Origin of the sequence: Arthrobacter sp. NtRootA1, assembly GCF_019976975.1 — a bacterium.
GTDB lineage: Bacteria > Actinomycetota > Actinomycetes > Actinomycetales > Micrococcaceae > Arthrobacter > Arthrobacter aromaticivorans.
Window position 1 is genome coordinate 1,495,026 of record NZ_AP024630.1, and the last position, 25,252, is coordinate 1,520,277.

General features: G+C 62.3%; 22 protein-coding genes. 17 read left to right on the plus strand and 5 right to left on the minus strand.

Annotated elements, in window-relative coordinates; all coding sequences use genetic code 11:
- Positions 1-41: 41 nt before the first annotated feature.
- From ligA to LDN90_RS06860, 3 genes are read left to right on the plus strand one after another with little or no spacing between them, the layout of a single operon-like run.
- A complete protein-coding gene (gene ligA, locus LDN90_RS06850) occupies positions 42-2,375 on the plus strand; it encodes an NAD-dependent DNA ligase LigA (RefSeq protein ID WP_223948465.1) in 2,334 nt (777 codons plus the stop codon).
- Positions 2,372-3,196, plus strand: coding sequence for an inositol monophosphatase family protein (locus tag LDN90_RS06855; RefSeq protein WP_223948466.1), 825 nt, complete (start codon positions 2,372-2,374; stop codon positions 3,194-3,196). The genes ligA and LDN90_RS06855 overlap by 4 nt, the downstream gene beginning before the upstream one ends.
- A gap of 16 nt (positions 3,197-3,212) precedes the next feature.
- The gene (locus tag LDN90_RS06860) at positions 3,213-4,421 is read left to right on the plus strand and encodes an AAA family ATPase (RefSeq protein WP_223948467.1); all 1,209 of its coding nucleotides are present in this window, start codon (positions 3,213-3,215) and stop codon (positions 4,419-4,421) included.
- A gap of 22 nt (positions 4,422-4,443) precedes the next feature.
- Here the strand turns inward: LDN90_RS06860 and LDN90_RS06865 are convergent, their stop codons facing one another.
- A complete protein-coding gene (locus LDN90_RS06865; protein WP_223948468.1) occupies positions 4,444-5,811 on the minus strand; it encodes an LLM class flavin-dependent oxidoreductase in 1,368 nt (455 codons plus the stop codon).
- A 288-nt stretch (positions 5,812-6,099) separates the two neighbouring features.
- Between LDN90_RS06865 and LDN90_RS06870 the strand changes: the two genes are divergently transcribed.
- Together LDN90_RS06870 and LDN90_RS06875 are read left to right on the plus strand one after the other, a co-directional pair.
- Positions 6,100-6,612, plus strand: a complete 513-nt coding sequence (locus LDN90_RS06870) for a GNAT family N-acetyltransferase (protein WP_216925394.1) — start codon at positions 6,100-6,102, stop codon at positions 6,610-6,612.
- Positions 6,613-6,680: 68 nt separating this feature from the next.
- Entirely contained in the window at positions 6,681-7,061 is a 381-nt protein-coding gene (locus LDN90_RS06875) for a RidA family protein (protein ID WP_223948469.1), read from the plus strand.
- A gap of 26 nt (positions 7,062-7,087) precedes the next feature.
- Here LDN90_RS06875 and LDN90_RS06880 read toward each other — a convergent pair whose 3' ends face one another.
- Both LDN90_RS06880 and LDN90_RS06885 read right to left on the minus strand, forming a co-directional pair.
- Positions 7,088-7,747, minus strand: coding sequence for a response regulator (locus LDN90_RS06880; RefSeq protein ID WP_223948470.1), 660 nt, complete (start codon positions 7,745-7,747; stop codon positions 7,088-7,090).
- Positions 7,740-9,509, minus strand: a complete 1,770-nt coding sequence (locus tag LDN90_RS06885) for an ATP-binding protein (protein WP_223949259.1) — start codon at positions 9,507-9,509, stop codon at positions 7,740-7,742. Before LDN90_RS06885 ends, LDN90_RS06880 begins: the two co-directional genes overlap by 8 nt.
- Before the next feature lie 198 nt (positions 9,510-9,707).
- Between LDN90_RS06885 and LDN90_RS06890 the strand changes: the two genes are divergently transcribed.
- The 6 genes from LDN90_RS06890 (at position 9,708) to arr (ending at position 15,854) form a co-directional block, all read left to right on the plus strand.
- Positions 9,708-11,189 (plus strand): CitMHS family transporter, encoded by a 1,482-nt coding sequence (locus tag LDN90_RS06890; RefSeq protein ID WP_223948471.1) that lies wholly within the window; start codon positions 9,708-9,710, stop codon positions 11,187-11,189.
- A 157-nt stretch (positions 11,190-11,346) separates the two neighbouring features.
- Positions 11,347-11,643 carry an Asp-tRNA(Asn)/Glu-tRNA(Gln) amidotransferase subunit GatC gene (gatC, locus tag LDN90_RS06895; RefSeq protein ID WP_017199363.1) on the plus strand — a complete coding sequence of 99 codons (297 nt, stop codon included), beginning with the start codon at positions 11,347-11,349 and terminating at the stop codon, positions 11,641-11,643.
- Between the two features lie 5 nt (positions 11,644-11,648).
- On the plus strand, positions 11,649-13,217 hold the full coding sequence (gene gatA, locus LDN90_RS06900) for an Asp-tRNA(Asn)/Glu-tRNA(Gln) amidotransferase subunit GatA (RefSeq protein WP_223948472.1): 1,569 nt from the start codon (positions 11,649-11,651) through the stop codon (positions 13,215-13,217).
- Positions 13,217-14,725 carry an Asp-tRNA(Asn)/Glu-tRNA(Gln) amidotransferase subunit GatB gene (gene gatB, locus LDN90_RS06905; protein WP_223948473.1) on the plus strand — a complete coding sequence of 503 codons (1,509 nt, stop codon included), beginning with the start codon at positions 13,217-13,219 and terminating at the stop codon, positions 14,723-14,725. Before gatA ends, gatB begins: the two co-directional genes overlap by 1 nt.
- Positions 14,726-14,820: 95 nt before the next feature.
- On the plus strand, positions 14,821-15,378 hold the full coding sequence (locus LDN90_RS06910; RefSeq protein ID WP_223948474.1) for a DUF5666 domain-containing protein: 558 nt from the start codon (positions 14,821-14,823) through the stop codon (positions 15,376-15,378).
- A gap of 65 nt (positions 15,379-15,443) precedes the next feature.
- Positions 15,444-15,854, plus strand: a complete 411-nt coding sequence (gene arr, locus LDN90_RS06915) for an NAD(+)--rifampin ADP-ribosyltransferase (protein ID WP_223948475.1) — start codon at positions 15,444-15,446, stop codon at positions 15,852-15,854.
- Positions 15,855-15,881: 27 nt separating this feature from the next.
- On the opposite strand, the gene LDN90_RS06920 is transcribed toward arr, so the two are convergent.
- Positions 15,882-16,895: a formylglycine-generating enzyme family protein gene (locus LDN90_RS06920; protein ID WP_223948476.1), complete on the minus strand. Its 1,014-nt coding sequence runs from the start codon at positions 16,893-16,895 to the stop codon at positions 15,882-15,884.
- A gap of 214 nt (positions 16,896-17,109) precedes the next feature.
- Between LDN90_RS06920 and LDN90_RS06925 the strand changes: the two genes are divergently transcribed.
- The 5 genes from LDN90_RS06925 to LDN90_RS06945 all read left to right on the plus strand — a co-directional run bounded on the left by LDN90_RS06925 (position 17,110) and on the right by LDN90_RS06945 (position 23,142).
- A complete protein-coding gene (locus LDN90_RS06925; RefSeq protein WP_223948477.1) occupies positions 17,110-18,135 on the plus strand; it encodes an ABC transporter permease subunit in 1,026 nt (341 codons plus the stop codon).
- 31 nt (positions 18,136-18,166) lie between these two features.
- Entirely contained in the window at positions 18,167-19,090 is a 924-nt protein-coding gene (locus tag LDN90_RS06930; protein WP_223948478.1) for a carbohydrate ABC transporter permease, read from the plus strand.
- A gap of 69 nt (positions 19,091-19,159) precedes the next feature.
- Complete coding sequence (locus tag LDN90_RS06935) at positions 19,160-20,821, plus strand: sugar ABC transporter substrate-binding protein (RefSeq protein WP_223948479.1); 1,662 nt, start codon at positions 19,160-19,162, stop codon at positions 20,819-20,821.
- Between the two features lie 55 nt (positions 20,822-20,876).
- On the plus strand, positions 20,877-21,929 hold the full coding sequence (locus tag LDN90_RS06940; RefSeq protein WP_223948480.1) for a LacI family DNA-binding transcriptional regulator: 1,053 nt from the start codon (positions 20,877-20,879) through the stop codon (positions 21,927-21,929).
- 28 nt (positions 21,930-21,957) lie between these two features.
- The gene (locus LDN90_RS06945) at positions 21,958-23,142 is read left to right on the plus strand and encodes a Gfo/Idh/MocA family oxidoreductase (RefSeq protein ID WP_223948481.1); all 1,185 of its coding nucleotides are present in this window, start codon (positions 21,958-21,960) and stop codon (positions 23,140-23,142) included.
- Here the strand turns inward: LDN90_RS06945 and LDN90_RS06950 are convergent.
- On the minus strand, positions 23,139-24,065 hold the full coding sequence (locus LDN90_RS06950) for a LysR family transcriptional regulator (RefSeq protein WP_223948482.1): 927 nt from the start codon (positions 24,063-24,065) through the stop codon (positions 23,139-23,141). The genes LDN90_RS06945 and LDN90_RS06950 overlap by 4 nt on opposite strands.
- A gap of 106 nt (positions 24,066-24,171) precedes the next feature.
- Here LDN90_RS06950 and tdh point away from each other — a divergent pair, with 106 nt between their 5' ends.
- Positions 24,172-25,218 carry an L-threonine 3-dehydrogenase gene (gene tdh / locus LDN90_RS06955; protein WP_216925379.1) on the plus strand — a complete coding sequence of 349 codons (1,047 nt, stop codon included), beginning with the start codon at positions 24,172-24,174 and terminating at the stop codon, positions 25,216-25,218.
- Positions 25,219-25,252 lie beyond the last annotated feature (34 nt).

Here is a 25,252-nt window from a genome sequence, read left to right on the forward strand (position 1 = left end):
GATGGGTCAATAATGTCCGTGGGTTGCGGCAAGATAGACCTGTGAGCACACCAGAGAATCCAGATCCGGTCGACACCACAACCCAGGTTGGCGCTGCGGCCTTAGTCGCAGAAGAGGGAACACCTCCTTCGGAGAGCCTGCGGGACGAGTATGAGCAACTTGCCGACCTCGTTCGCAAGTATCGCTATGCCTATTACCAAGAGGACGCGCCCACGGTTTCCGACGCCGAGTTCGATGAACTGTACCGTCGCCTGGAAGAAATCGAGGCGCTGCACCCGGAACTCGTCTCCAACGACTCGCCCACGCAGGAAGTTGGCGGCGAAGTCTCGGCTGCCTTCACCGCCGTCGCGCATCTGCAGCGGATGTACAGCCTCGACGACGTCTTTTCCCTCGAGGAGCTCGAAGCCTGGGTTCGCAAGGCTGAATCTTCAGTAGCGAGGCTCGGGGACAGCGTCCCGCCGATCGCCTGGCTGACTGAACTGAAAATCGATGGGCTCGCCGTGAACCTGCTGTACCGGGACGGAAAATTGGTGCGGGCGGCCACCCGAGGTGACGGCACAACAGGTGAGGACATCACCCATAACGTCCTCACCATCAAGGAGATCCCGCGTCAGCTCAGCGGCTCGGGTTATCCCTCGGAAGTTGAAATTCGTGGGGAAGTGTTCATTCCCTCCAAGGCGTTCGTGGAGTTCAACGAAGCCCTGGTTGCCGCAGGCAAAGCCCCCCTCGCCAATCCACGCAATGCGGCTGCGGGCTCGCTCCGCCAAAAGGACCCGGCAGAAACAGCAAAGCGTCCCTTGAGCATGTTCGTTCACGGTATCGGCGCCCGGGAGGGCCTTAATGCCATGAGCCAATCCGAAACCTATAAGTTGCTGGCTGACTGGGGGCTGCCTGTCAGCCCCTACTTCAAAGTTCTGGATTCCTTTGAAGGCGTCCTGGAATTTATCGCCCATTATGGCGAGCACCGGCATGATCTCCTCCACGAAATCGACGGCATCGTGGTCAAGATTGACGATTTCGCCACACAACGTGCCCTCGGCTACACCTCCCGCGTCCCCAGATGGGCCGCCGCCTACAAGTACCCGCCGGAGGAAGTCCACACCAAACTTTTGGACATTCTCGTCAACGTGGGCCGCACGGGGCGCGTCACGCCGTTTGGCATGATGGAGCCGGTGAAGGTGGCGGGTTCCACCGTGGGAATGGCCACTCTGCATAACCAGGATGTGGTCAAGGCCAAGGGCGTCATGATCGGCGACATCGTGATTCTCCGCAAGGCCGGTGATGTGATTCCCGAGATCGTTGGACCTGTACTGGCGCTGCGCGACCAACAGGATCCACCCGTGCGCGAATTCGTGATGCCCACCGAGTGCCCGTCTTGCGGCACCCCGCTGGCACCGGCAAAAGAAAGCGACGTGGACATCCGTTGCCCCAATGCCAAGTCCTGCCCGTCACAGCTGCGTGAGCGTGTTTTCCATCTGGCTGGCCGCGGTGCGTTCGATATCGAGGCCCTGGGCTGGGAAGCGGCGATCGCCTTGACGCAGCCGGCGGAGCCGGAGACTCCGCCGTTGACCAGCGAAGCCGGGCTGTTCAATTTGAAGCGTGAGGATCTGGCGAATGTCATGATCCGCCGGGAGAAGAGGTCCAAGGGCGTAGGCACGGGCCAGTATGAGCTTGTTCCGTACTTCTACTCACGGGGGACGGCAAAGTCGCCATCGAAGCCAACGGCAACCACGGAAAAACTCTTTGCCGAGTTGGAGAAAGCGAAGAAGCAGCCCCTGTGGCGCGTCCTCGTGGCCTTGTCCATTCGCCATGTGGGACCCACTGCCTCCCGTGCCCTGGCGACGGCCTTTGGCAGCATGGACGCGATCCGCAACGCCACTGAAGATCAGCTTGCGCATGTTGACGGAGTTGGACCCACCATCGCCGAAGCCCTAAAGGAATGGTTCGCTGTGGACTGGCACAACGAGATCGTGGACAGCTGGGCCGCTGCCGGCGTGCGGATGGAAGACGAACGCGATACCAGCATGCCGCGAACCCTGGAGGGACTCACCATCGTGGTCACGGGGACGCTGCCCAACTTCAGCCGGGACGAGGCCAAGGAAGCCATCATCATCCGTGGCGGGAAGGCCTCCGGATCGGTGTCCAAGAACACCAGCTACCTCGTGGCTGGTGAAAGTGCTGGGACCAAGCTGGATAAAGCCGAGCAGCTCGGTGTTCCGATTTTGGATGAGGACGGCTTCCGCGAGCTGTTGGCGAACGGCCCGGCAAAGGCGGATGCCGACGCTGACTCCGAGGCCGATGCTGACTCCGAGGCAGGGGCCGAGTTTGAATCCGAAGCCGACGCTGCAGAGACAGTGAAAGCAGAGGCAGAATGACCGACGCCATCGAGTTGCTCGCCGTGGCGAAACGCGCTGCTGCTGCGGGCGCGGCTGTCCTGTCCCGGAGATCTGCCGCGGGCACAGGCGGCGCCGGGTTGGGAATATCCAACAAAGGCGACGCCGGCGACTGGGTGACCGAGTTCGACGTCGCAGCAGAGAACGCAGTCCGCGAGGCAATCCTGGCGGCACGGCCTAATGACACCATTACGGGCGAGGAGCACGGGACCACGAGGCCCGAGCAACCCTCGGGTTACCGCTGGTCCATTGATCCCCTTGATGGCACCACCAACTTCATCCGCAACATCGTCTATTACGGCACATCAGTGGCCGTCGCAGATGCCGACGGCGTCTGGCTGGCGGGAGTAGTTCATGCGCCGGCCCTGGGACGGGTCTATTCGGCCGCCCGGGGCAAGGGCGCCTGGTTGGAAGTCGCTGGGGAGACAACCCGCTTGGCTGGCCCCGTGCCCGGACGCACCGGCCTCATCCTTGCCACAGGATTCAGTTACGATCCCGATACCCGCGCCAATCAAGCGGAAGGCCTCGCTGAACTGATGAACGGCTTCGCGGATGTTCGGAGGCTGGGTTCCGCGGCCTTGGATCTGTGCCTGGTGGCAGACGGCACCTACGACGCCTTTGGGGAGCGCGGATTGAACGAGCATGATTTCTCTGCCGGCGCCCTGATCGCCGAGGAAGCGGGCTGTTGGGTGCGCAGGCCACGGCTGGAGAGCCCACTCGACGGAGGCCCAACCATCGAGGATCGCTTGGCCGCGTGGACGTGCGCAGGCGCCCTGGAACTCTCCGGGAAATTCCCCCTTTGATCAACGCCCTGTTCCCGTGATCAAGACCCTCGCCATCGCCAACTACCGCTCCATCCGGGACCTGGCGGTTGAGCTCCATGGCCTGGACGTGGTCACGGGGGCGAATGGCAGCGGGAAATCCTCCCTCTACCGTGCGCTGCGCCTGCTGGCCGAATGCGCCGGGGGTGACTCCGGAAACGTGGTGGGATCCTTGGCCAGGGATGGCGGGCTGGCGTCCACGCTCTGGGCCGGCCCTGAGTCGATCAGCGAGGCGATGCGGCGTGGTGAAGTTCCCGTTCAAGGCACGGTCCGCAGGGACTCCGTCAACCTGAAACTGGGGTATTCCGGGGACGACTTCGGCTACCTCGTGGACTTGGGCATGCCAGTGTCCAGTGGCGCCGGATTCGATCAGGAAACAGGCAGGCCCCGCCCTTCGGCTTTTAGCCTGGATCCTGAGATCAAGCGCGAGCAGATCTTTTCCGGACCGGTGGCAAGGCCAGGTTCCCTGTTGGTGGATCGTAAAGGAAGCCTGGCGAAGCTGCGGGGAGCTGATGGGGACTGGACTGAGCTTTCGCGGCGGCTGGACACTTTCCAGAGCATGTTGACCGAAGTATCGGACCAGGACAGGGCTCCCGAAGTTCTCCGGGTCCGGGACTCTGTGCGTTCCTGGCGGTTCTACGATCACTTCCGGACAGATGCGGAAGCGCCCGCCAGGCAAGCACAGCTTGGCACCAGAACCCCTGTGCTGCACCATAGCGGGAAGGACCTGGCGGCGGCGCTGCAGACCCTGCGTGAAGTGGGATTTGAGCGGCAGCTCGATGCCGCCGTCGATCACGCTTTTCCGGGGAGCCGCCTGGAGATTGCCGTGAGCGACGGCCGCTTCAGTGTGGAGTTGCGGCAACCTGGCATGCTGCGGCCCATGAAGGCGGCAGAACTCTCTGATGGAACGTTGCGGTTCCTGCTGCTGACCGCTGCCCTGCTCACTCCGCGGCCACCGGAGTTGATGGTCCTCAACGAACCCGAAACGAGCCTCCATGTCGATCTGATGCCGGCACTGGCTGGACTCATCGTCCAAGCCAGTGCCAACAGCCAGATGATCGTGGTGACGCACTCCGAAGCACTGCTCAGGGCGCTCCGGGAAAGTGGAGCCGCCCACGAGCACGAGCTCTACAAGGACCTCGGCGAAACCCGGATCAAGGGACTCGGTTTCCTCGAAGGCCCGTTGTGGAGTTGGCCTAAGCGCTGAGCACGCGGAAGCTAGCCGGTTGTCAGAAAGCCGAGCCGATGGATGTGAGCTGCTGCACCGCGGAGCCGGAGAAACGGTTTCCAGGCCGGGCCAGCCCGTAGTGTCCACGCAGGGTCGAGGCCGTGTATTCGGTGCGGAACAGGCCCCGCTGCTGAAGGATCGGCACCACGTGGTCCACGAAGACTTCCAGGCCCGAGGGCAGGACCGGCGGCATGATGTTGAAGCCATCGGCGGCGCCGGCTTGGAACCAGTCCTGGATGGCGTCGGCCACTTGCTCCGGTGTGCCGGAGAAGGTGCGGTGCCCGCGTCCGCCGCCCAAACGGCCGATCAGTTGCCGGACCGTAAGCTGTTCACGGCGGGCCAGTTCCACGATCAGCGTGTACCGGCTCTTGGCTCCCTCAATCTCGTCCTCGGAGGGGAGGTCCGCGGGCAGCTGCTGGTCCAGTGGCAAGTCCTCCGGTGCCAGGCGCAAGGTCTTTGCCAGCTGTTCACGGGCATAGTCCGGCTTGATCAGTTCATCGAGTTCACGCTCGAGCTTCAGCGCTTCTGCTTCCGTTGAGCCGATGACCGGGACGATGCCCGGCAGGATCTTGATGCCCTCCGGATCGCGCCCCACGGCCAAGGTACGGGCCTTCAAATCGGCGTAGAAAGCTTGTGCATCCTCCAGGGTTTGATGGGCGGTAAAAACAGCTTCCGCGTACTGGGCTGCGAGCTTCTTACCGTCTTCCGAGGACCCGGCCTGAACGATCAGCGGGTGGCCCTGTGGTGAACGGGGTACGTTGAGCGGGCCACGGACACGGAAATGCGTGCCTTCGTGCTCGATTGCGCGGATCTTGGTGTCATCACCCCAGACTCCCTCGGCCTTGTCGGCGATCACGGCGTCGTCTTCCCAGTTGTCCCAGAGCTTCTGCGCCACTTCGATGAATTCGGCAGCCCGCTCGTAGCGGACAGCGTGGGCGGGCTGGTCATCCACGCCGAAGTTGCGCGCAGCGTCAGGTCCTGCCGTCGTCACCACATTCCAGCCTGCCCGGCCACCGCTGACCCAGTCCACCGACGCGAAGCGGCGTGCCAGGTTGAAGGGGTCGTTGTAGGTGGTGGAGGCAGTGGCGATCAGGCCGATCTTTTCTGTGGCTGCAGCGAGAGCGGTCAGTAGCACGGTTGGCTCAAGCTTGCCCGCTGGACGGCGCCCGACCTCCCCGAACAGCACAGGGGAGTCGGCAAAGAAGATCGAGTCTAGCTTTCCGCGCTCGGCCGTGCGGGCCAGGTGCTGGTAATGCTCCACTTTGGTGGAGGAAAGGGGGTCGCTTTCAGGCAGGCGCCAGGAGGCCTCGTGGTGGCCTGTGCTCATGAGGAAAGCGTTGAGGTGGAGTTTGCGCTGTGGCGTGGACATGGGTTTCTCCTTTGATCCAGGTGAGGGTGTGGCAACTCAAGCACGGCCACAACACCCCTCGCCAGCTCCTCGACATGCGGCCGCAACAGCGCGAAACCGGGCTTAATGGCGAGCCACAGGACTCAATCCAGAGCCACGGAAATTAACACAAAAAGCAGCCCAACGGCGGGCCAGGGATCAACGTGACGCAACAATCCGCCGTCGGGAATTCAACGCCGGACTGATAGTTCCGTCACGGAAAGGGCTGTTTGGCGCGTGGTGCGGCGAGCCCGCCACTACCATTGATAAGTGCATTCGTCGATTACTGTCCGCCCAGCCCTGCCCGAAGACTACGACGACGTTGCCCGCATCACGCAGGATTCATACGTCACGGCGGGGTACTACGGCAGCGCGGACCATCCGTACCTGCAGCAACTCCAAGACGTGGCAGCGCGGGCGGAGCACGCCGATATCTTCGTCGCGGAACGGAACGGCCAGGTGATCGGTTCCGTCACGGCAGCACCAGCGGGTGGCGGTTTCTCCGACATCGGCCTGGACGACGAACTGGAACTGCGCACCCTCGTGGTAGATCCCGCGGTGCAGCGTTCCGGCGCCGGACGCGCTTTGGTGCAGGCCGTCGTCGAGCAAGCCAAAGCGATGGACGGCATCGGTGCTGTCTCCCTCACCACGGGAGCCACGTGGGAGAGTGCCAACGCCCTCTACGCCCGGACCGGTTTTGCCCGCGCTCCGCACCGCGACTGGTTCGTCCCCGGCACCGACATAAAGCTGTTCGTTTACAGGCTGGACCTCCCGCAGCCATAAAGTTTCCTTTCGTAAACCCCGCTAGGTTTGTACAACCGGAACGGGCACAGCGATCAGGAAGGCGCGGCATGCGCAAGACATATGGCACGGGTTCCGTTTGGGAACAGACCCTTGGATACTCCCGCGCGGTCCAGGTGGACAACACACTCTTCATTTCTGCTACGGCGGCTTCCGGACCTGATGGGATAGTGGGCGATGACTTCTACTCGCAAACCAAATACATCCTTGAGAAGCTCGGAGCGGTCCTCGAAGAAGCAGGGTTCTCCTACGAGGACGTCGTACAGTCCAAGCTGTACCTGACGGATATCAGCAAATGGGAAGACGCCGGACGCGCCCACGGTGAGGTTTTCGGCGAGATCCGTCCCACCCTGGCCTTGGTGCACGTGCTGCCATTCCTGGATTCCAAGATGCTCGTGGAGATCGAGCTCGTCGCGCAGAAGTCCGCGTAACCCGGACGCTTACCTACCTGGCCGGGTTAGCCCGGAATGCCGTAGCGGTGTTCCGGGCGGCCCGTGCTTCCGTAGCGTAATTGGATTTCGACGGCGCCATCGTCGGCCAGCGAGGACAGGTACCTCTGCGCGGTCGCCCGGGAAACGCCCACCCGGTCTGCGACTTCGGCGGCTGAGTACTGTTCGCCGGGAAGCAGCGATTCCAGGACTGCGGCTTCGGTTGCTGACCTTGGTTTTTGAGCGGGCGTCACGTCACCTGGGATCAGTGCCCGCTTGGCACGCTCAATCGTTGTCTGATCAACACCCGTTTGCTGCCCAAGGATCCGGCGATAGCGTGCATAGGACCTCAGCTGCTGGGACAAGGATTCCGCGGTGAAGGGCTTCAACAAGTAACCCAGGGCGCCGCGGCGCATCGCTACCCTGATGGACGGGGCGTCAGAGGCCGCTGTCAGCATGATGGCATCGATGTCCAGCTGGCCCAGCAAATCAAGCCCTGAACCATCCGGCAGGTAGACGTCCAGCAACACCAGGTCAGGACGCAGGCTGTGGATCGCCTGCAGAGCCTGGGACACGGAACCGGCCGGAGCGAGCGCCATGAATCCGGCCACCGAGTCCACGTAGGCTGCGTGCAGTCTGGCAACGTGGAAGTCATCGTCCACAATGAGCACCCTCAAATCCTCAGCCACTGCTGTCCTCCCGCATAGTCGTACCGGCTTCCGTGCCAGATGCCGTGCCGGTTGGGGCTTCAGCGCCGCCGTCGGCCGCCCGTCCCATTACGCCAGGTATTGTCGCCATAAAGACAGCTCCGGGGCCGCCTTTCCTGCCGGTCTCCAAGACGCGTACGTCCCCACCCCTGCGCCGGGCCAACTGCCGCACCAAAGCCAAGCCCAAACCTTGTCCAGCCCCCGGGCGTACGGGTTGTTCCGACGTCGTGAATCCTTCGGCGAAGACTTCCTCGGGTTCCAGGCCACCCAAACCGTCTCCGGAATCGCCAACGACGATATGCAGGGTTCCGCTGTCCTGGCCTGCATCGTCAAGCAACTCAAGTTCTACCCAGCGCTCCGAAGCGGAACCGGCGACGGCGGCACTTACGGCGTTGTCGATCAGGTTGCCGAGCACTGTGGTGACGTCCTGCGGATCGGCCACGTGCCCCCGGACCAACGTTTCAGGCCCGATCCGGAGCGCCACTCCGCGTTCGGACGCCTCCACGCTCTTGGCGCCCACGAATGCCTGCAAGTATGTGTCCTGAAGGAGCTCTGCCTGCTCTACAGGGAATTTCAGGGGGCCAGTGGCGGAGATCCTTGCCAGGTATTCCTTGGCTTGCTCGTGTTGGCCGATGCTCATGAAGCCAGCAATCGTATGGAGTTGGTTGGCGAATTCATGGCGCTGTGCGCGCAGGGCGGTGGACATGGTTCCCACGGCGTCCAACTGGCGGGTCAGTTGTTGCAGTTCGGTGCGGTCTCGGAGCATGACCACCCAGCCGAGGTCTTCCTTGCGGTGCCATGCTTTTCGGGCGCTGGCCACCAGGACCCGTCCGCCGGCTACCAGTTCCACGGCTTCGGCGTCGCGGGCTGCGGGTCGGGTGAGCTGCTTAAGTTGCCCGGGAACGTTGGCCGTAGTCCAGTCCTGGCCGGTGGCGTCGGGCAGGTCCAGAAGCCTGGCGGCAGCGGCGTTGAACACGGAGATGCGTCCATCGGCTGCGATCCCGATCACGCCCTCGTCCACGCCTTGGAGCACTGCCACTTGGTCGTGGACGAGGGTGCTGATCTCCTCTGGTTCCAAGCCCAAGGTGAGGCGTTGCAAGCGGGCCCGAAGCAGGAATGAAGCGAGGACACCAGCCAGGAGAGCGCCGCCGGCGGTCAGGGCGATGGGCACAATGTCCTGTGCCAGGCTCTTGCTCAGGGACTCCATGGAGTAGCCGACGCTGACTTCGCCCACGATGGGTCCCTGGGTGGCCGCAGCGTCAGATGCAGACGCGGGTGAAGGTGCGGATGCGGGCGCATACACGGGGACCTTGGCCCCCGCAGAGGGACCCAAAGTTCCGGTGTTGCGGGTGGTGATCTCCTGGCCGGCCAACGCCACCGAGGGATCGGTACTGACGCGTTCGCCGAGGCGTGCAATTTCCGGGTGGGCAAGCCGAAGTCCGGTTTCATCCGTGATGACCACGAAGAGTGCGCCAGTACGGATCCGGGCGGCTTCTGCTGCTGCCTGCAACGGACCGGCGGCCAGGACGCTCGCTGGCGGCGTTCCTTCTTCTTTGCTGATGGCCTGCACGTCTTCCCGGATATTGGGATCAGCCGCAACTGTGCGGGCGAGCGTGAGTGCCTGGTTTTCGGCTTCGTCGCCGATCCGTTCATAGACCAGCCATGCATGGACTGCCCCGCTCAGGAGCACTACAAGAAGAACTACCCCCAGTTGGAGGAGGAGCGTCTGGGTGGAGAAACGCATACTGACCTTGGTAAAGCGCGGCACCGTTACTCCTTTCCTCCAGCTCCATTGAAGCACTGAGCACAATGCGCAAAACGCTCGCAATGATCAGTATTCCCAACAATTCCCGGAAACCCCAGCCCGTGACGGGCGCCACTATAACGTCTGTAGTGCGCATCACATCGAAGTGGTGCCATTCACAGTAGTAAGGAGCCGGCCGTGCTGGTTTTGCTTGGATTCGCAATGATTGCGGTATTCATGGTCCTGATCATGACCAAAAAGTTGACGCCCGTCTTGGCGCTGATCATCGTCCCCACCATCTTTGGTCTCTTCGCAGGGGCAGGCTTGGGCATTGGCCCTATGGTCATGGACTCGATGAAGTCCATGACCTCCACGGCCGCGCTCCTCATGTTCGCCATCATCTACTTCGGCCTGATGATCGACGTCGGGCTGTTCGACCCCCTGGTGAAGTTCATCCTGCGCAAGCTCGGCAACGACCCCGCCAAGGTAGTCCTGGGCACAGCGATCCTCGCTGCAGCAGTCTCCCTCGATGGCGACGGCTCAACCACCTTCATCCTCACCACCGCAGCCATGCTTCCGGTCTACCTGCGCCTGAAGATGAGCCCCGTTGTCCTCACCTGTGTGGCTGGCCTCGCCAACGGCACCATGAACATCCTCCCGTGGGGCGGACCCACAGCCCGCGCTGCAACAGCACTGAAGCTGGACGTCAACGACGTCTTCGTCCCCATGGTCCCGTCCCTCATCGTTGGCCTCATCGTTGTACTCGTCTTCTCCTGGCTGCTCGGCCTGCAGGAACGTAACCGCCTCCGCACCACCGCCCCCGAAATCTGGGGCGACGTCGCAGATCCTTCTGACGCGTTCGACGGCGGCAATGGCCGCGGCGGTTCGGGCGCCAGCAAGGGCCGCTTCGGCTTTGGCCGCACCGGCTCAACCACAACCGCACCCAAGCCGGTAACCGGCGGACGCGCCGGCGTCGCGGTTCTCGAACGTACTGAAGAGCTGGTGGACGATCACGACACCGCCATGGCTGATACCGCACTGGATCCCAACCGCACCACGCTGCGCCCCAAACTGTTCTGGTTCAACCTTGGGCTCACTGTCGCCGTCATGGTCACCCTGGTAGCGAACATCGTCCCGCTCCCATTCGTCTTCATGGTGGGCGCTGCCATCGCACTGCTGGTCAACTTCCCCAAGGTCAAGGACCAGGGCGCCCAACTGATCGCCCACGCACCGTCGATCGTCGCCGTCGTCAGCATGGTCATGGCCGCTGCAGTCCTCACCGGTGTCCTCAACGGCACCGGCATGGTCAAAGCAATGTCCGAGTGGCTCGTCCAGATCATCCCCGCGGACATGGGTCCGTTCATGGCAGTCATCACGGGTGTGCTGAGCATCCCAATGACGTTCTTCATGAGCAACGACGCCTTCTACTTCGGTGTACTGCCGGTCCTCAGTGAAACCGCAGCCCACTATGGTGTTGGCGCAGCGGACATGGCCCGGGCTTCCATCACCGGCCAGCCGTTCCACCTCCAGAGCCCGCTGGTCCCCGCGATCCTGCTGCTGGTGTCGCTGGCCAAGGTAGACCTGGGTGACCACCACAAGAAGGTCCTCTGGCGCACGGCAGTCATCTCGATCGTCATGTTGGCCGTCGGAGTCCTGACCGGAGCAATCGGCATCGGCTAAACAACCCCCATCAAGCAACGCGGGGTCACTTACGGCCCATCCAGACACCTTGGATGGGCCCTAAGTGACCCCGCGTTGTTGTGTTGCGGCGTACGACGGCTCACCCAAGCCAAGTAGACTGGTTCGGAAAACCATTTGAACTTTGCAGGGGAGATCCATGGCTGCGATCAACCGTGACGACGTCGCGCATCTTGCGCGTCTGGCTCACATTGAAATGAGTGCCGAAGAGCTGGACAGGATGGCGGTTGAGCTTGCCGTCATCGTGGATTCGGTGAAGTCCGTCAGCGAAGCCGCCGGGGAGGATGTCCCGGCCACGTCCCACCCGATTCCGTTGACCAACGTGTTCCGTGAGGACGTCGTGGGCCACACGTTTACGGCTGAGCAGGCGTTGTCCGGTGCTCCGGATGCTTACGAGAACCGTTTCAAGGTCCCGGCAATCCTGGATGAGGACTAATTACTATGACTGAGCTGAAGAACGAACTCATTCGCCACTCCGCTGCCGATCTTGCTGCGAAGCTTGCCGCCCGCGAGGTTTCCGCTGTTGAAGTGACGCAGGCGCACCTTGACCGTATTGCTGACGTGGACGGCCAAATTAACGCCTTCCTGCACGTTAATACCGAAGAAGCCCTGGCTGTTGCGGCCGAGGTTGACGCTGCGCGCGCCGCTGGTGGCGCCGCGGCCGAGGAACTTCATGCCCTGGCCGGTGTGCCGATCGCGGTTAAGGACTTGATCGTGACGATTGGCCAGCCGACGACGGCTGGTTCCAAGATCCTTGAGGGCTGGCACAGCCCGTACGACGCCACGGTGATCAAGAAGCTCCGTGCTGCGAAGATGCCGATCCTTGGCAAGACCAACCTTGACGAGTTCGCCATGGGTTCCTCTACGGAGCATTCGGCGTATGGGCCCACCCGGAACCCCTGGGACCTGGACCGCATTCCTGGTGGTTCAGGGGGTGGCTCGGCTGCCGCCGTTGCTGCCTTTGAAGCGCCGCTGGCGTTGGGCACGGACACCGGTGGATCGATCCGCCAGCCCGGTGCTGTCACCGGAACCGTCGGCGTCAAGCCGACGTACGGTGCAGTTTCCCGCTACGGCGCGATTGCCATGGCATCTTCGCTGGACCAGATTGGCCCGGTGTCCCGCACGGTGCTGGACTCGGCACTGTTGCAGGAAGTCATCGGTGGCCACGACCCGTTCGATTCGACGTCCCTGACCGATCCGTTCGACAACCTCGCTGCTGCTGCCCGCGTGGGCAATGTTGCCGGCATGAAGATCGGCATCATCAAGGAGCTGCACGGCGAGGGCTACCAGGCCGGCGTCGAGAACCGCTTCAACGAGTCCCTTCAGCTGCTCAAGGATGCCGGAGCGGAAATCGTTGAGGTTTCCTGCCCCAACCTGAAGTACGCCCTGGGCGCGTACTACCTGATCATGCCGTCCGAGGCGTCCAGCAACCTGGCCAAATTCGACGGCGTTCGGTATGGCTTGCGTGCCCTGCCCCAGGACGGCCCAATGACGATCGAGCGCGTCATGGGTGCGACCCGCGCCGCCGGCTTTGGTGATGAGGTCAAGCGCCGCATCATCCTGGGGACCTATGCCCTGAGCGCTGGTTATTACGACGCCTACTACGGTTCGGCGCAGAAGGTCCGCACACTCATTCAGCGCGACTTCGACGCCGCGTTCTCCAACGCGGATGTCCTCATTTCGCCTACGGCTCCCACCACAGCGTTCAAATTGGGGGAGAAGGCGAACGATCCTCTGGCCATGTACCTGAATGACGTCGCCACCATACCCGCCAATATGGCTGGTATCCCGGGCTTGTCGCTGCCCGGCGGCCTGGCTGATGAGGACGGCTTGCCTGTTGGCGTGCAGTTGCTGGCCCCTGCCCGCCAGGATGCGCGCCTGTACCGTGTGGGTGCTGTGCTTGAATCCATTCTGGAAGAAAAGTGGGGCGGCCCGCTCCTTGCCCAGGCTCCTGAATTGAAGACACCTGCTCTCGGTGCCGCATCCAACTCCGCCGGAGGTTCAAACTAATGTCCGTCGACGCAACCCTGAGCTTCGAAGAGGCCATGGAGAAGTACGATCCTGTTCTGGGTTTCGAGGTCCACGTGGAACTCAATACCAAGACCAAGATGTTCTCTTCCGCCCCGAACGTCTTCGGCGATGAGCCGAACACCAACGTCAACGAGGTGGATCTCGGCATGCCCGGCGTCCTCCCGGTGGTGAACAAGACGGCTGTGGAGTCCTCCATCAAGATCGGCCTTGCCCTGAACTGCAAGATCGCCGAGTACTGCCGGTTCGCCCGGAAGAACTACTTCTACCCGGACACCCCGAAGAACTTCCAGACCTCACAGTATGACGAGCCGATCGCGTACGACGGTTACCTGGACATCGAGCTTGAGGACGGCACGGTCTTCCGTGTCGAAATCGAGCGTGCCCACATGGAAGAGGACGCCGGAAAGCTCACCCACATGGGTGGTTCCGCGGGCCGCATCCAGGGCGCCGACTACTCGCTGGTGGACTACAACCGTTCGGGTGTTCCCTTGGTGGAAATCGTCACCAAGCCGATCCAGGGTGCGGGAAGCCGTGCTCCGGAGCTGGCCAAGGCCTACGTTGCCGCGGTCCGCGAAATCGTGAAGAACCTTGGTGTTTCGGATGCCAAGATGGAACGCGGCAACGTCCGGTGCGACGCCAACGTTTCCCTGCGCCCGCACGGCCAGGAACGCTTCGGCATCCGCTCGGAGACGAAGAACGTTAACTCGCTGCGCGCCGTCGAGCACGCCGTTCGTTACGAGATCCAGCGCCACGCTGCCGTCCTGGACTCCGGCCAGCCGGTGATCCAGGAGACGCGCCACTGGCACGAGGACACGCGTTCGACGACGTCGGGCCGCGCCAAGTCCGACGCCGACGATTACCGTTACTTCCCCGAGCCGGACCTGGTTCCCGTCGTCGCCTCCCGTGAGTGGGTGGAGGAGCTTCGTGCCACCCTTCCGGAGCCGCCGGCCGAACGCCGCAAGCGGCTCAAGGAAGCCTGGGGCTACTCGGATTTGGAGTTCCGCGACGTGGTCAACGCCGGCGTTATGGACTCGATCGAGGAAACCATCGCGGCCGGTGCCAGCGCAGACGTTGCCCGGAAGTGGTGGATGGGTGAGATCGTTGGCCGCGCCAAGGTTGCCGACGTCGATCCTTCGGCCCTCGGTGTCACACCGCAGGTCATCGTCGAGCTGAACAAGCTGGTCGAGGACGGCAAGATCAACAACAAGATGGCCACCCAGGTCCTGGACGGCGTTCTTGCCGGCGAAGGTACACCGGCCGAGATCGTTGAAAAGCGCGGCCTTGCGGTGGTTTCCGACGACGGTCCGTTGCTGGAAGCCATCGACGCCGCACTTGCTGCGCAGCCTGACGTTGCGGAGAAGATCCGTAGCGGCAAGCTCCAAGCCATTGGCGCAATCGTGGGTGGAGTCATGAAGGCTACACGCGGCCAAGCCGATGCCGGCCGTGTCAAGGAGCTCATCCTGGAGAAGCTCGGCGTCCAGGCCTAAGCACCCAAGTAGCTGGCAGTTGTTGTTGTTTTGAGCGCTCAGAACAACCCCAACTGCCAGCTACTTTTTTGTCCGGCCGGGCGCACAATTGATTCATGGCCACCATCACGCCGGGCCTTCGCAAGGCCCTCATCGCCAGCGGCATCGCCGTCGCCCTGACCGGCGGCGGGGCAGCCGCAGTGTGGGCAGGCACCCAACCGAGCCCATCGCCGTCGAGCGCTACTGCCTCACCAAGTCCCTCCGCATCTGACGGCGCCAAGCGCCCAGAGGGGCGAGCCCAGGGGATCCATGGCGAGCACGTTGTGAAACAGCAGGACGGCACCTTCCGCACTGTGGTCACACAGACAGGCAAGATCGAGTCCGTGAGTGATTCTGCCATCACCGTCAAGAGCGAAGATGGCTTCACGCAGAGGTACGCGATCAACTCCGGGACCCGCATCTCACGCATGCCCACCGCGGTCTCAGAACTGCGCAACGGCAAGGGCAAGCCCACGCTGCCTTCAGCTACCGCGGGGGATCTCAAGGCCGGCGACACCGTTAGGATTGCCGGGACCAAGGACGGCGACACCGTGACGGCACAGCGCATTGTGGTCGGTGAGCTTCCGGCTATCCTCAAAGGGCATCTCAAGGGGCACGGACACAAGGTGCTTTGACTGGAGTTCGCACAGCACCAGACCCTAACCAGTGACTCGGTGAGTTCTGCGATTAGGGTGTAACTGTGAATCAACCGTTGGACGAAGGTCCGTTCTTTCATGGCACAAAAGCCGACCTTCGGGAAGGTGATCTCCTGAGCGCGGGCTTCAGGTCGAACTACCGGCCCGAGGTCGTGATGAACCACATCTACTTCACAGCTCTGCGGGATGGCGCAGGACTGGCTGCCGAACTCGCGGCCGGTGAAACTGAGCCGCGCGTTTACGTCGTCGAGCCGACCGGCGCCTTCGAGGACGATCCGAACGTGACAGATAAGAAATTCCCCGGCAACCCCACCCGGTCATACCGCAGCACGGCGCCGCTCAGGGTCCTCAGCGAAGTCACCGATTGGACGCGCCTGGAGCCCGGGGCGCTGCGAGCGTGGAAGGAACGCCTGGCAGCAATACTTGCTGACGAGCGCGGCGAAATCATCAACTGACGTTTCTCCTCGTCGGAGCCGGAACCTTTAGAGAGCCACTGTCCTGAATCCGAGGTTGGCGCTGGCCGAGTCAGGCGTGTTGGAACTCCGTGCGGCCAGCCGGTAACGGTTGCAGTAGGAGTCGTGGCACAGGTATGAGCCGCCGCGCATAACCCGTCCGCGGCCAATCGTTGGGCCTTGGGGGTCTTCTACGGTTCCGGCGGTCAGGCACGTCTTGTAGTACTTGGGCAGGAACCAATCGCTGCACCACTCCCAGACGTTGCCGCTGGTCTGGTAGAGCCCATAACCGTTGGGGGCGAAGGACCTGGCCGGTGCCGTAGTGAGGTAGCCGTCCTCGACGTCGTTACGCACGGGGAACTCGCCCTGCCAGATGTTGCAGTTGTGCCGGGCGCTGTCTTCAGCGCTGTCATTGTGAAGCTCGTTGCCCCATGGATAGCGCTGCCCGGCCGCACCGCCCCGTGCTGCATACTCCCATTCCGCTTCAGTGGGCAGTCGTCGGCCCGCCCACGCGCAGTAGGCCATGGCGTCATTGAAGGACACGTGCGTCACTGGATGGTCCGGGATGTCCGTCCAGTGGGAGAGGGGTCCGGCCGGATGGGCCCAGTCGGTGCCACGGACATTGAGCCACCAAGGGACGTTGTTGACCCGGTTCAGGATGTCGCGTGGCTCGGCCTTGACGGCAAGATGGAACACCGCAGAGGTCCCGAACTCTTCCGATTCCGTGCGGTGCGCTGTGGCATCCACGAACGCCGCGAACTCGGCGTTGGTGACGGTGGTGGCGCTGATGGTGAATCCGGAAACGGACACCTCGTGGACTGGCGTCTCGCCATCTCCGTCGTAGCCTTCACCGAAAGGATCGCCCATGGCGAAGGTCCCGGACGGGATCCGGACGTCGTTATGACCCGCTGTCGCGGCGTCGTTGCCCGAATGTACGACGCCGGTGCTCGGGTTCCGGTGTCCGCCCGCCGCGCGTAGGGGGAGCGTCAGTCCGGGTTTGGTGTGTTCCCGGGCGCCGGCGCCCGGGCTGCAGCAATCTGCCATTTCAACCTTCCCTCTGCGGTTCTCCATCAATCTTAGTGGCGTCGGCCACACTGCCCGACAGTGATCAAAACTGATTTCTATCGTCAGTTTCAATCATGATCTTGCAAACATGAACGTGGTCGTTTATGGTTTGTTAAACGGTTAACGAAGGTGTTTTGAATCACACTCTTCAAGCAAACATTGATGGCCCTTGCCCCAGCACTGAGGAGACAGCATGAACTCGACGACGCAACAAGCTCCGGCTTTGCCGGAAGCGCACCGCGTCCCGGAGCCATTGCCCGGTAAATCCGGCAGGGCGAGGCGCAAGGGTAACAGGGCACCGCAGCAAAGCTTCCGCTCAAGGCTGAGGCGCGATAAGCAGATGCTCCTGATGATGCTCCCGGGTGTTGCTTTCCTGCTGCTCTTCTTCTACATCCCGATCCTGGGCAACGTCATCGCGTTCCAGGACTACCAGCCCTACCTCGGCATCGGGGACAGCCTCTTTGTTGGCTGGCAGAACTTCGTGGACCTGTTCGGCAACCCCGACTTCATCCATGCGTTCTGGAACACGCTCTACCTTGCGGCGTGGCAGCTGGTTTTCCTTTTCCCGGTGCCGCTAGTGCTTGCACTGATTGTGGACTCCCTGATCAGCACGCGGGTCCGCAGGATTTTCCAGAGCATCGCCTATCTGCCGCACTTCCTGTCCTGGGTCCTGGTGATCGCATTCTTCCAGCAGATGTTGGGCGGTGCGGGCTTCGTGAACAACCTGCTCCGCGATATGGGCATGGATCCGATTCCGTTCATGACCAATCCGGAAACCTTCCCCGTCATGGTGGTCATCCAGATGATCTGGAAGGACGCCGGCTGGGCCATGATCATTTTCCTCGCCGCCCTGGCAAGCATCGATGCCTCCTTGTATGAGGCAGCGGCTGCTGACGGCGCGGGACGTTGGCGCCGGATGTGGCACATCACCCTGCCTGGGCTAAGGCCCGTGATCGTACTCCTCCTGATCCTGCGGATTGGCGACATCCTCTCCGTCGGTTTTGAGCAGTTCATCCTCCAACGCGACGCCGTGGGCGCAGGGGCAGCGGAAGTGCTGGATACCTTTACCTACTACACGGGTGTGGTTGGTGGCGGCTGGAGTTCAGGTGCCGCAGCGGGCCTGGCGAAGGGTGTGGTCAGTGCCCTGCTGATCTACGGCGCCAACAAACTCGCCCACCGCTTCGGCGAAGACGGAATTTTTGCTAAGCAAGCACGCTGAGCCCCCGCGGCTGCTGCACAAGGAGAACCCCATGGCAACAACACTTTTCACGAGGAAACCGCGGGAATTGAGCTACAACCCCAAACGACCCGTATGGAAGGAACGCCCTTCACCTCTGTACCAAACGGTAAAGGCCGTGGTCCTCGTCCTTTTCAGCCTGTCCATCCTGACGCCGATCCTCCTGGTGGTGTCCACGTCCCTGGCGGACACTGAACAACTCGTGCAGGCCGGTGGATTTGTGCTCTGGCCTGAGCGGCCCACCTTGGAGGCTTACGCCACGATCTTCAAGGGGCCCATGGTCCTGCAGTCCCTCGGTGTGAGCATGCTCATCACTGGTGTGGGCACCATCCTTGCGCTGTTCGTCACCATCACCATGGCGTACGCCACCAGCCGGTCAGTCCTCTTCGGCCGCCCTGTGGTACTCGCGGTGTTGTTCACGCTCTTGTTCGCTCCGGGCCTGATCCCGTCCTTCCTGATGATTCGACAGCTCGGGCTGCTGGATTCACTATGGTCGCTAATCCTCCCGGGCATATTCGGCGCCTTCAACTTTGTGGTGATGCGCTCGTTCTTCATGAACATCCCGGGCGAACTGATCGAAAGCGCTCGCATCGATGGCGCCAACGACTGGCAGATCCTGTGGCGGATCGTCATGCCACTGTCCAAAGCCGTCATCGCCGTCGTCGGTTTGTTCTATGCCGTTGGTTTCTGGAACTCGTTCTTCAACGCACTGCTCTACATCAATGACCACAGCAAATGGCCCATCCAATTGCTGCTTCGCAACTTCGTAGTCCAGGGCAGCGGGGCGGCAGACCAGCTCGGAATTACCACCACTCCGCCCCCGCAATCCATCCAGATGGCTGTAGTTGTGGTGGCGCTGGTTCCCATCCTGATGGTTTATCCGTTCCTTCAAAAGCACTTTGCCAAGGGCGTCATCACCGGCGCAGTGAAGGGTTAGCCGCTGCCACGGCATAGCGGCAACAAGCACAGCATCAATTACCAGTAAATAACCAGAAAGGGTTATGCCATGACGAGCACTACCTCAGGACAGGCTGGATTCAGCCGTCGCGGCTTCCTTGGCCTCGCGGGCCTGGCCGTCACCGCCGTCGGCCTGTCTGCCTGCGGGGGTGGCGGAGCCGCGAACGGCGGAGGAGCAGCTGCCTCCGCTTCGGTCAAGCTGCCCACCTACAAGGAATTCACAGGCGTGACTCCGGATCTTGCCGGTAACGCCAAAGGCCTGCAGGCCGGCTACTTCAAGCTGCCCACCGCTGTGCAGTCAGTGAAGACACCGCCGCTTAAGGGCAAGGTGACCGGTCTGACCGAAACCTTCGACACCATGAGTCCGGGGCTGAAGGACAACCCCTTCTGGCAACGCCTCAACACCAAGCTCGGCGGCGACCTCGAACTGCAGATCGCCGAGGACATCGGAGACGGCTATCCGGCCAAGTTCGCCACTGTCCTGGCCAGCAATGACCTGCCGGACATGATGTGGGTGCCGCCGAACCAGGGAATTCCCAATGTCGGCCCCATGCTCGAGGCGAAGTTCCAGGACCTGACGCCCTACCTCTCCGGTGACGCAGTGCTTGAGTACCCCAACCTCGCCGCGCTGAAGCCCGATTCCTGGAAGACCGCCGTCGTAAACGGCAAGATCTGGGGGGCGCCCATCCCGAGCACTCCGTTCGGTCAGGTGTACCTGGGCAACCATGATGTATGGGCCCAAGTAGGTGGTTTCGAGGCTGCGAGCGCGGACGAGTTCCTGGACAAGGCCAAGGAATTGACGCGTCCGGGTGATCAGAAGTATGCCCTTGAGCCCGCCTATATTAATGCTCTGCACATGGTCACCGAGTGGTTTGGTGCTCCGAACAGTTGGGCCGTCAATAAGGACCGTACCCTGACGCATTTATACGAAACGGACGAGTACATGGCCGGCGTTGAATTCACGGCCAAGATGTTCGCAGCGGGCGTTTTCTATCCGGACTCCAAGGCCACGGACATTCGTTCCCGCGTTGCCAATGGCAGCGTTGCGGCGCAGGTTGTGGTGGGTCCCCATGACCTCCGCAGCTACCGGGCACTGAACAAGACCGCCAAGTTCGACATCCTCATTCCGTTCAGCGCGGACGGCAAGGTCAAGCCAACGTACGACATGGGCTATGGAACGGTGGGTTTCACACCGTTCAAGAAGGCTGGGGAAGGCAAGGTCCGCGAACTTCTGGCCCTCATCAACTACCTGTCTGCACCGTTCGGCACCGTGGAGTACATGCAGAAGAACTTCGGCGAGCTCGGCCAGGACTACACCTTGGATGGCTCGGGCAACCCGGTGCGTACGGAGACTGGAACCACCAATGCGCCTGGTTTGGTTTCGGCGTTGAACATCATGTCCAGCCCGGAAAACGTCATCTTCAATCCAGGATTCGACGACGACACCCGCTATGTCAGCCAACAGGAAGAAAGATTGCTGGAGCTCGCATGGCGCAACCCCACGAATGGTTCCTACTCAGATACGAACGCCAAGGTGGGGGCGAAGATCACCAAACAGCTCCGCGACAAGGTAGTGGACATCATCACCGGACGGGCCAAGATCGATGAACTCAAGGACGCGGTCAAACGCTGGAAGAGCGAAGGTGGCGACAAGATGCGCGACGAATACCAGGCCGCGTTGGATCCCGCCGCTCCGGTGTTCAGGAGCTAGCCTCAAAAATAAGACGAAATCAGATATTAGACGGCATCACAAGCAGGGGGAAATCATGGCAAAAGCGAGTAACACGGGAGTCCGGCCCACCATCCGTATGGTGGCCGAACTCGCGGGTGTTTCCACGGCCACGGTTTCCTATGTGTTATCCGGTCGCCGGGGCGATGCGGGACCGGGAGTTTCGGACCCGACGGCGGAGAAGGTCAAGGCTGTTGCGGAGCGGCTTGGCTACCGCCCCAACCAGGCAGCCCGGGCTATCCGGACAGGGCGGACGAACACCGTCATCCTGTCTTTGACGATGCTGTCCGATCCTTGGTCGTTGTCCGTCATCGAGGCGGTGCAAAAGGCGGCTGCTCCCTTGGGAATTACGCCGATGATCCTCGGCGACGCCGACTGGGTGAAGGTCCTTGGCACTCATAGCGCCGATGCCGTCTTCGTGGATGCAGTCCGCGCCGGGCAACGCGATGCCTTGCGGAAGCTCGCGGAGCACGGGACCACGCTGGTGGTTTTCGACGAAGGGCTGGAACCCGAGGGCTTTGACGTCATCAGGTCAATTGCGGGACCGGGTTGCCGCATGGCCGTGGAGCACCTCCTCCACGGCCATCGGAGGATCGCTTGCCTCACTCCGGCCACGGCTGCCGGTGCCTCTGGCGGCACCCGCTACCGGGCCTACTCAGAGGCCTTGATGGAAGCCGGCATTCCGGAAAACGAAGACTATGTGGGCCTCTTCGATGGCACGTCTGCCGGTGCATATGCTGCCACAACACGGCTGCTCAGCCTGCCGGAACGGCCTACTGCCATCTACGCCACCACGGATTTCGCCGCCGTCGCAGCCATCAATGCGGCCCAACGGATCGGGCTCGCCGTCGGTGAGGACGTGGACATCATCGGTGTGGGCAACACGGTGGAGGGGGAGCGGATGTCGCCGTCCCTCAGCACGGTGGGCCCCGTGGATTTCTTCGGCAAGCTTGCCCGGCTTCTTTTGCAGCGGGCCACGTCGCCCACTACGCCTGACGCCAAGAGCGAGCCTGCGGTCCTGGACTTCCCGTGGCACTTGTTCGTGCGTGAATCGGCACCCCACCGCAGCTCCGCAACCAGACTTTATTAAACGAACCAGCAGAAGGAAATTGCACCTCATGGAAAAGGATTTGAAGGTCGGCATCGTGGGTTTCGGTCTGCGCTCCGGGTTGTGGAGGCACGCCCATAAGCCGGGCCAGGGCTCTGAAGTCACCATCGTCTGTGACGTGAGCGAGAGGGGACGGGCGGACGCCGCGGCGAGCATTCCGTCAGCCCGCATAACGGACGATCTTGAGGAATTGCTCGCCAGCGGCCTTGACGCAGTCCTGGTGTTAACCCCCGATAACCAGCATGCCGCCGTCGCAGTCCGTACGCTCAAGGCCGGCATTGCGACCTTCTGCGAAAAGCCGCTGGATATCACCGTGGAGGCAGCGGACCTGATCCTGAAGACGGCGTACGAGACTGGAACGCGCTTGTATGTTGGGCACAACATGCGGCACATGCCGGTTGTAGTACAGATGCGCCAAATCATTCAGGAGGGCACGATCGGTGAGGTCAAGGCCATCTGGTGCCGGCACTTTGTTGGCGATGGTGGGGACTACTACTTCAAGGACTGGCATGCCCAGCGCGCCAATGTCACCTCGTTGCTCCTCCAAAAGGGTGCGCATGACATCGATGTGATCCACTGGCTTGCCGGCGCGTACACCAAGCGGGTTGCCGCCGTCGGCGATCTTGCCGTCTACGGTAACGTCACCAACCGCGGCAATAACGCCGGCAAGCGCATGGGCGAATGGTTCTCGGTGGACAACTGGCCCCCCACGGAGCAGAAAGACCTGGCCGAGGTGATCGACGTCGAGGACATTTCCATGATGAACATGGTCCTGGACAACGGCGTCCTTGCTTCATACCAGCAGTGCCACTTCACTCCCGATTACTGGCGCAACTACACGATCATCGGCACCAAGGGCAGAATCGAGAACTTCGGCGACGGCCCCGGGAACACCATCAACGTCTGGACCAGCCGCACTTCCGGCTACGCGGCACCGGACGAGGTGCATACCATCCAGGACGGTGACGGAGGCCATGGGGGCGCAGACCCGCGCCTGATCGAGGAATTCCTGCGCTTCGCCGCCCAGGGTGGCCCGACGCAAACCAGCCCGGTGGCTGCACGGCAGGCAGTGGTGGCCGGTATCCTCGCCGCCGAATCGCTGCGCGGCGACGGGTGTGCGCGGGACGTCCCTGCCCTGCCCGACGGGCTCGTGGCATACTTCGACGCCGGTCAACCCGCCCTGATCCGGGATTAGGCCCTGCTGGATAGCTCGATAAGCTCGGTCATGACGGTTTGAAGTGACTCGCAAACCGTCATGACCGATTTCCGTTTCAACGTTTCCGGGCGGGCGAGGATGTCGATCTTTCGAACCGAGTTCACTCCGGAAAGGGGCCGCAGCACTACGCCCGCGTCCAGGACGCGCCGTGCCGTGAACCGTGGCAGTAGTCCGATCGCGCCGCCCGCCGCCACTAGCGCGGCAACGGTTGAGTAGTCGTTGATCCGGTGCAGCACTTCGGCAGGCCGTCCGCTCACGGCAACGACGGCGGCGAGCACGTCCGCGGGGGAGTAGCCGTCGCGGCTGGTCACCCAGGTTTCGCCCACGACGTCGGACGGCTTCAGTTCGCGCCGGGAGGCCAGTGGGTGATCCGCGGGTAGGGCGACGTCCAGGGGTTCGTCCGCCAGTGGGACCACGGCCACTTTGTCTTCGGGCCACGGCGGGCTGTTATCCATCCTGTGTGCCAGGACGAGGTCGTAGCGGGCAACCAAACCCGGGAAATCTTCCTGGGCCACATCCTCATCCGAGAGTCGAAGCCTTGGCGACTTTCCGCCGTCGGACGCCAACAGCGCAGCCAACGGTGCAAACAGCGCCTGCCCCGCACTGTGGAAGGCGCTGACGCTCACAGGCGCATCGGGAGCGTCGTGAAAGGCACCGATCGCTGCGCGCGCATCCGCCATGGCGTTCACGACGGCGGCCCCGGCTTCGGCGAGCACCTTACCGGCGTCGGTCAGCACCAGGGCGCGGCCTTCCTTGCGTGTCAGCGGGACGTCCACCGATTTCTGCAGGAGCGCGAGCTGTTGCGAAACGGCCGATGGGGTGACCATGAGAGTCTCGGCCACAGCTTTGACACTCCCGAGGTCACCGAGTTCACGGAGCATCTGCAACTGGTGGATTTCCATTAGTAAATCCTAAATCGTTGATTGAGAAGAATCTAGTTGTGCTAAATCGTTAGCGGCGCTGTAATGGAGTCAGCAGCAGCGAAGCAGCCCAGCAGTGAGGAATCCCATGAAGGCTCTCTACAAATCCGGACCCCACGCAGGGTTCGAACTCGTTGACCGTCCCGAGCCCGAGGCGGGACCCAGCGACGTCAAGATCCGTGTCATGACCACGGGCATCTGCGGTACCGACCTCCACATCCAGAGCTGGGATGCCTGGGCCCAAAGCATCATCGAAACGCCACTCATTGCGGGCCACGAGTTCTACGGTGAAGTGGTGGAAGTCGGCGAGGATGTCCGTGACGTCAAAGTGGGAGACCGGGTCTCCGGCGAAGGTCACGTGGTCTGCGGAATCTGCCGCAACTGCCGTGCAGGACGCCGCCAGATGTGCATCCACACCGTATCCGTTGGAGTGCAGCGCGATGGCGCGTTCGCCGAATATGTGGTTATTCCGGAGACCAACGTCTGGGTCCACCACGACGAATCCGTGACGCCGGAACTTGGCGCCATCTTCGATCCCTTCGGCAACGCTGTCCACACAGCCCTCAGCTTCCCCTTGGTGGGCGAAGACGTCCTCATCACCGGCGCAGGACCCATCGGGCTGATGGCCATTGCCGTCGCCCGCCACGCCGGCGCCCGCAAGATCGCCATCACTGACGTATCCGCTCCGCGGCTGGAACTGGCCCGTCAAATGGGCGTTGACCTCGCCGTCGACGTTTCCAAAATGCGCGTCCGCGACGCACAGCGGGAGCTGGGTATGCGCGAAGGATTCGATATCGGCCTGGAAATGTCCGGACACCCCACGGCGCTGCCTGAGATGATCGACAACATGAACCACGGCGGGCGGATCGCCATGCTGGGACTTCCCAGCCAGTCCATCGATATCGACTGGGGCAAGGTGGTCACCCACATGCTCACGCTCAAGGGCATTTATGGCCGCGAAATGTTCGAGACGTGGTACGCGATGAGCGCCATGCTTTCTTCCAACCCCGTGTTGCACCGGAACATCTCCGCAGTGGTCACCGACAAGCTGTCTGCGGCCGACTGGGAGAAGGGCTTCGAGATCGCCCGCGCCGGAACCGGCGGCAAAGTAGTCCTCGACTGGACCGAACTGTAACCCCGCCGCCACCGAACCATTCCCGACGTATTCA

Bases quoted from the DNA above. Each gene is read 5' to 3' on its own strand.
- LDN90_RS06855 (WP_223948466.1), top strand. From the start codon at position 2,372: ATGACCGACGCCATCGAGTTGCTCGCCGTGGCGAAACGCGCTGCTGCT.
- LDN90_RS06865 (WP_223948468.1), bottom strand. From the start codon at position 5,811: ATGTCCACGCCACAGCGCAAACTCCACCTCAACGCTTTCCTCATGAGC.
- LDN90_RS06875 (WP_223948469.1), top strand. From the start codon at position 6,681: ATGCGCAAGACATATGGCACGGGTTCCGTTTGGGAACAGACCCTTGGA.
- LDN90_RS06885 (WP_223949259.1), bottom strand. From the start codon at position 9,509: ATGCGTTTCTCCACCCAGACGCTCCTCCTCCAACTGGGGGTAGTTCTT.
- gatC (WP_017199363.1), top strand. From the start codon at position 11,347: ATGGCTGCGATCAACCGTGACGACGTCGCGCATCTTGCGCGTCTGGCT.
- gatA (WP_223948472.1), top strand. From the start codon at position 11,649: ATGACTGAGCTGAAGAACGAACTCATTCGCCACTCCGCTGCCGATCTT.
- gatB (WP_223948473.1), top strand. From the start codon at position 13,217: ATGTCCGTCGACGCAACCCTGAGCTTCGAAGAGGCCATGGAGAAGTAC.
- LDN90_RS06910 (WP_223948474.1), top strand. From the start codon at position 14,821: ATGGCCACCATCACGCCGGGCCTTCGCAAGGCCCTCATCGCCAGCGGC.
- LDN90_RS06920 (WP_223948476.1), bottom strand. From the start codon at position 16,895: ATGGCAGATTGCTGCAGCCCGGGCGCCGGCGCCCGGGAACACACCAAA.
- LDN90_RS06925 (WP_223948477.1), top strand. From the start codon at position 17,110: ATGAACTCGACGACGCAACAAGCTCCGGCTTTGCCGGAAGCGCACCGC.
- LDN90_RS06930 (WP_223948478.1), top strand. From the start codon at position 18,167: ATGGCAACAACACTTTTCACGAGGAAACCGCGGGAATTGAGCTACAAC.
- LDN90_RS06935 (WP_223948479.1), top strand. From the start codon at position 19,160: ATGACGAGCACTACCTCAGGACAGGCTGGATTCAGCCGTCGCGGCTTC.
- LDN90_RS06940 (WP_223948480.1), top strand. From the start codon at position 20,877: ATGGCAAAAGCGAGTAACACGGGAGTCCGGCCCACCATCCGTATGGTG.
- LDN90_RS06945 (WP_223948481.1), top strand. From the start codon at position 21,958: ATGGAAAAGGATTTGAAGGTCGGCATCGTGGGTTTCGGTCTGCGCTCC.
- LDN90_RS06950 (WP_223948482.1), bottom strand. From the start codon at position 24,065: ATGGAAATCCACCAGTTGCAGATGCTCCGTGAACTCGGTGACCTCGGG.
- tdh (WP_216925379.1), top strand. From the start codon at position 24,172: ATGAAGGCTCTCTACAAATCCGGACCCCACGCAGGGTTCGAACTCGTT.